The sequence below is a fragment of the Synechococcus sp. OH2 genome, from assembly GCF_047462155.1.
In the GTDB taxonomy this organism is placed as follows: Bacteria; Cyanobacteriota; Cyanobacteriia; order Thermostichales; family Thermostichaceae; genus Thermostichus.
The window spans coordinates 1-5,493 of sequence record NZ_JANSIR010000015.1; the positions used below are offsets into that span (position 1 = coordinate 1).

7 protein-coding genes are annotated in these 5,493 nt (G+C 58.5%); 3 read left to right on the forward strand and 4 right to left on the reverse strand.

Annotation, left to right across the window (positions count from 1 at the left end; all coding sequences use genetic code 11):
- The 3 genes from NW835_RS01265 to speD all read right to left on the reverse strand — a co-directional run.
- A partial coding sequence (locus NW835_RS01265; RefSeq protein WP_414414310.1) for an NAD-dependent epimerase/dehydratase family protein occupies positions 1–1,171 on the reverse strand: 1,171 nt, incomplete at its 3' end.
- 72 nt (positions 1,172–1,243) lie between these two features.
- A complete protein-coding gene (locus tag NW835_RS01270; RefSeq protein ID WP_414414311.1) occupies positions 1,244–2,182 on the reverse strand; it encodes a spermidine synthase in 939 nt (312 codons plus the stop codon).
- A gap of 28 nt (positions 2,183–2,210) precedes the next feature.
- Entirely contained in the window at positions 2,211–2,669 is a 459-nt protein-coding gene (gene speD, locus NW835_RS01275) for an adenosylmethionine decarboxylase (RefSeq protein ID WP_414365648.1), read from the reverse strand.
- 508 nt (positions 2,670–3,177) lie between these two features.
- On the opposite strand from speD, the gene NW835_RS01280 reads away from it, so the two are divergent.
- From NW835_RS01280 to NW835_RS01290, 3 genes are read left to right on the forward strand one after another with little or no spacing between them, the layout of a single operon-like run.
- Positions 3,178–3,720, forward strand: a complete 543-nt coding sequence (locus NW835_RS01280) for a DUF3110 domain-containing protein (RefSeq protein WP_414365647.1) — start codon at positions 3,178–3,180, stop codon at positions 3,718–3,720.
- A 49-nt stretch (positions 3,721–3,769) separates the two neighbouring features.
- Positions 3,770–4,495, forward strand: a complete 726-nt coding sequence (locus NW835_RS01285; protein ID WP_414365646.1) for a hypothetical protein — start codon at positions 3,770–3,772, stop codon at positions 4,493–4,495.
- 33 nt (positions 4,496–4,528) lie between these two features.
- A complete protein-coding gene (locus NW835_RS01290) occupies positions 4,529–4,903 on the forward strand; it encodes a hypothetical protein (RefSeq protein ID WP_414414312.1) in 375 nt (124 codons plus the stop codon).
- A gap of 23 nt (positions 4,904–4,926) precedes the next feature.
- Here the strand turns inward: NW835_RS01290 and NW835_RS01295 are convergent, their stop codons facing one another.
- Entirely contained in the window at positions 4,927–5,208 is a 282-nt protein-coding gene (locus NW835_RS01295) for a DUF1830 domain-containing protein (RefSeq protein WP_414414313.1), read from the reverse strand.
- Between the last annotated feature and the right edge of the window lie 285 nt (positions 5,209–5,493).

Below are 5,493 nucleotides of genomic sequence, written 5' to 3' on the forward strand. Positions count from 1 at the left end.
GGTAGCGGCTGGGATCAGCCTCTAGCTCAAAACTCACCGAGGGCAGGATCTGCCGCACATCCACCCGGTCTTTGTACTTGAGAGCAAAGTTGAGCAGCGAGTCCAAAAGGGAGTCAGACAGATAGTGGGGCTGTAGGCCCAAGTCTAGGAGCTTGGTATTTTTGGCGTTGTAGTAGTGCTCCTCCAGCTCGACACGGGGGTTTTCTAGGTAGTTGATCTCCACCTTCAGCCCCATGGTGGCTCCGGCTTTTTGCACCATCAGCGCCAGTTGCTCCACGCTAAATTGCTCCGTAAACTGGTTCATCACCCGAAACTGGCCCGGCTCAGCGGGATGGGCGATGGCCAACTCCACACAGCGCACCGTGTCACGGATATCCAGGAAGCCACGGGTTTGGCCCCCCTTGCCGTACACTGTCAGCGGATGGCCCACTGCGGCTTGAATGCAAAAGCGGTTCAGGGCCGTACCGAACACGCCATCGTAGTCGAGGCGGTTGATCAGCACCTCATCCATGCCAGTTTCTTCTGTCAGCACGCCGTACACCACTCCTTGGTTGAGATCCGTGGCGCGCAGGCCCCAGACGCGGCAGGCGAAGTGGATGTTGTGGCTGTCGTGCACCTTGGAGAGGTGATACATGGAACCCGGCTGCTTCGGATAGGGCAGGGTGTCCTTGCGGCCGTTGTGCTCGATGGTGATGTACCCCTCCTCGATGTCGATGTTGGGGGTGCCATACTCACCCATGGTGCCCAGCTTCACCAGGTGGCAGTCGGGAAACTCCTCCTTGATGGCGTAGAGGATGTTCAGGGTGCCCACTACATTGTTGACCTGGGTCATCACCGCATGTTCGCGGCTAATCATCGAGTAGGGAGCAGAGCGCTGCTCGCCAAAGTGGACAATGGCCTCCGGCTCAAAGCGACGCATGCAAGAAATGAGGGCCTCGTAGTTGGTGACGTCGCAAACGAAAATGGGAATATCCTTGCCGGTCAGCCCCTTCCAGCGATCCACCCGCTGTTCGAGCTGGGCAATGGGCGTCAGGGTAGAAACCCCTAGCTGCAGATCCCAGAGGCGGCGCACGTAGGAATCGAGAATGGCCACCTCATAGCCCCTGTTGGACAGGTGTAGGGCCGTTGCCCAGCCACAGTATCCGTCACCACCAATAACCAGGACTTTCATCAGGGAAGCGAAATTCGGCTGCTCACGAATCTACCAAGTTATGGCACCGAAGACAAATACCTCAGGATCCTATTAATCAACCTGAGGAGGGTTGTCTAGGGTGTAGACGGTGGTCTCAGCAGCAATGGCGCGGCGCAGGTGGGCGGGAACCTGGTAGAGTCCCAGGAGGGTGATGCCATCGATGAAGCGCAGCGCTCCGCGGGCGGGATCCAGGTGTTGGGCCAGGATCTGATCCACCTGTTCGGGCTCCGGCCTGGAAGAGATGGGATCCTGGGCTGCCAGGGCAAACCCCAGCGGCCCGCCGTAGGTGGGGGCGTAGATAGCGTAGGGCTGCACAGCAGCAAACACCGTTTTCAGGGTGTGAACGATGCGAGTGTGCTGCCACAACTCTACCGGCCCCGTCGGCCCAGCTTGGATGACAAAAGCCCCAGCGGGCCGCAACTTCGAGTGGATCTGGCAAAAAAACTCCTGGGTAAAGAGGCGGTAGGCCGGGCCGGACTCAATGGGATCCGACAGATCGGAAAGGATCGCGTCCCAGACCGGCTCCGTCTGGTGAAGAAAATCCAAGGCGTCAGCGATCACCACCTCTGCCCGCGGATCCTCAAAGGATCCTTGGTGCATTTCCGGCAGATGCTCTTGACAGGCCTCCACCACCTCCCCGTCGATGTCCACCATCACCACCTGCTCCACCGAGCGCCAACGCAGCACCTCCCGCAGCGTCGCCCCCTCCGCACCGCCCAATATCAACACTCGCCGCGGGATCCCACCCGCCTGGACGACCTGCACCAGGGCCGGGTGAACCAGAGCCTCGTGGTACAGGAATTCGTCCACGGTGGTGGACTGCCAGTGACCATCCAGCATCAGGCCCTTGCCGTAGGCTCCCGTCTCGGCGATAAGCATCTCCTGAAAAGGGGTTTTTCGGTAGGCCAGAATGCGCGTGATGGCACGGGCAGTGTAGTCCCAGGGGGTGAAGTACTCCTGTGCCCAGAAGAAGCTCTTTGGGATGTTCATAGAACCCCTTACAAAAAGCGGCGGGATCTCAGCGCCTTCGTCTGGCCGTTTCACAGCTCAGCGCTTCGGGAAAATCCGCCATCTCTTCAACAGGTACCGCATCCGTGGTTCGGCGAGGCAGCTTGCGCAGCGAATGCCGCCGCGCTTGAAACACCTGGATCAAGTATTCACAGGCTGCTTCGGGCCGCGTGTGGCGACCACAGGTGAACACATCCACCGCTGCATAGCCCGCTTCGGGCCAGGTGTGAATGGAGATATGGGATTCTCCCAAAAGGGCCAGCGCCGTGATCCCCTGTGGCTCAAATGGATGGCAAAGCTCACCCAAGAGGGTGGAGTTGGAGCGTCTTGCTGCCTCCCGCAAGGCCTGTTGCACAAGGGAGACATCATCCAGAAGTTTGGCCGGGCAGTCGTAAAGCTCTAGGATGCAGTGGATCCCAATCAGAGCCAGAGACCTATCCCCTAATTGGCCAGATAGTGTGTGCAGCATACTATCCCCTAATTGGCCAGATAGACTACCGAAGCCGTGCGAACAAAAAGCACAGCTTTACCATCTTCTCATAGATGCAGCTAGATTACACCCCGCAACGGCTTTTTTCTTAACTGAGAATTAACCTTGACGTTCTCTGCAGCCCTGCTAGCTTGCTCCCGCGCAGCGGTAGAGCAGCGATTCTTTCACAACTTGCAGTAGCTGCTGGCAGGCAACCTCTACTTGCTGTGCCACACCATTTTTTTGCCTATCCAGTTGGCCAAGGGCCTCGGCTAGCCAAGGTGCTCGCCCGAGATCCAGGCACAAAAAGGGATCGCGATAGCTGCCCACCCCGCTGGCGGCATCTCGAACATGGCGCAAGGGGAATTGTTCAGCGGTTCGGCTTCCTGCCCAACGACCGGCTGACAGTGCCGGGGATCCCTGGAAGAGTCCCCCTCTCAAGGTTCCCAGAGCGGTTAGTCTAGACTGTGGACAGTTACGTTCCTCTCAATCAGAGCAGAGGCTGTCGATGGACACCACCGAGGCCCTCCAAGTTCTCAACCTGCCGTCGGATGCCAGCGAACGGGAGATCCGGAGGAAATGGTTGCGAGAATATCAAACCCTCAGTACCGCCCTCTTGGAGCTGGAGGACGAACGGCAAAGACCCTTGCTGGAGGCGCAACTGGCGCGGCTCAACGAGGCACGGGATGTGTTGCTCAGCGGCGGATCCCAGGCTGAGAAGGAGTTGGCTTGGGCTAGCCCAGAAGACTTACCCCCCCAGGTCATCGTGCTGCTTTACCAAGCCAATGGCCAAGAGGGGATCTGCACACGCCAGATCGGGGGGCAGGACATTGTTATTGCGTTTGAGAGCGCCTTCGGGGCGAAAAAATATGCCCAAAGGCTGGCCCAGCAGGGGCTGCCCAAGCCGGTGGCCGAGCGCTTTGATACCCAGGAGATCGTTGATTTTTGTCGCGAAGGGGGCTACGGGCTGATGGTAGTTCCAGCCAGCGAGGTGCTGGAGCCGCTGGAGGAGAGTACGGAAGCCGCGCGGAATTGGCAGGGCAAATCCTGAGGAGCTGTACTTCAGTCCGCTCACCCAGGTTGCGTTGAGAGGGCCTTCAATGATCACTGCTGAGCCGATCTCTGCAGAAGAGTTTCGCCAGATCATGGACGCGGATCTGGAGGCTTCCTGTGAGGCTTTTGGCCTGAGGGGAGAGTACCTGCGCCTGCAACAACAGCAACTGCGCTTCTGGGGCATGCTGGCCCTCTGCCTGTTGGTGATTGCTCTGGTGATCTTCTTGGGGATGCGGGATCCCGGCTATTGGCTGCTGTATGCAGCAGCCGTCCTGTTGCTGGGGGTGGTTTTGCTGGGGCTATTGTGGGCCAGCCTGGAGCTACAGCAGAGCCTGCGCCGCATCCGCCAGCGCTGGCAAGAGGCCCATCTCCTCAGTAGCTCACCCAAGATCATGGAGTTTGCCAGCGACTTAGCTCGCAAGGTAAAAGAGTACAACCGCTGGGTGCAAGAGCTACAACAATCGCTGGAGGGGGGCCAGTATTGGCGAGATTTTCGCCAACTGAGTGAGGCCGAGCAGAGGTATATCCAGTCGCTCTTTTTGCAGGTGCGGGCCCAACTGGTAATGGCGCTGCAGGTGTGCAGAGCTTTAATCGAGAATCCACAAGCCTCCGTAGCTCAGTATCTCAACCAAATGGTTGCCCGGGATCAGCAACTGTTGGAACAATTTGTCGCCAAAAACTTGACTGCCAACCGCTACGTAACCATGGCCCGCGAGCTATCTGCCCTGGAGGCAGATTTGCAAAGCCGCCTCAGAGTCCTGGGATCCCAGTGATAGTCTGGTGGGTCGATGTTCGGCAGCTTGTTCATGAGAAGCAGAGGCACCGCAGCGCTGTACATCCTGCTGGGTTTGGGCCTGCTGGGGTGCGGGGATCCCAACGTGCCGCTGACCCAGCCGCCCCCTGATGCTTTCCGGGTCAGCACCCCGCGCCCCCCGCGCTTGGATCTCTATCCCACGCCGCCGCCAACGCCCACCCCTACGCCGACGTTGCCCCCCGGCTTGCTGGAGCTCACGGCCCGTTGGCTGGGGATCCCGTGGCTGCCGCAGCGGCGCGAGACCACCCCGGTGCGGTTGAGCGCCCGCTTCCTCGATATCCCGTTGCCGCCCAAGCCTCGCCCCTCACCCCAGCCTTCCCCTACTCCGACAGGGGAAGAGGAGAAGCAGCAAAGCCACAAGACCTAGGTTCTGCTCTGCGGCCTGGAAACCTAAGCGACCACCGTCAGCGGCTCCGTTTCTCGTACGCGCAGCTTTTCGCAGGGGATGATATCCGTCAAGATGGAGCTGGCCATCATGCCCGTATGGATCTCCAGCTTGGCTCCTGGCACCGCCTCGAACAGCAGCCGCTGCCCTGGGAAGACCACCCGCTCAAAGTACCAGTTTTCGATATTTGCGATGCGAACCACCTGAACGGAGCTGGTCGCATTGATGTAGCTACAGGTTATTCGCTCTGTTTGTCTTTTGGCGGGAATTGCATCAAGTGTTTGCATAATTAGATCACCAGCCCACTCTGCTCAGCCTAGCATCTACCCTAACACCGCCTGGGGATCGCTGCGGTAGTCTGCGATACGGCGATCCCAACCAGCAGAAATTAATCCTGGAAAAGCAATTTCTGTATTTTATCTTACCATTTTGATTTTTTCAGAATGGCTCCTCAACTCAGGACGGACTTGGATTGAGATTTCTTCCTGCGGCGAGGCAATTTCTCACAGAAAATCTCCACAGAGTAGTAGTCAAGATTACATTTTGAGTCCCCTTGGAGTTTGGGGATCAGG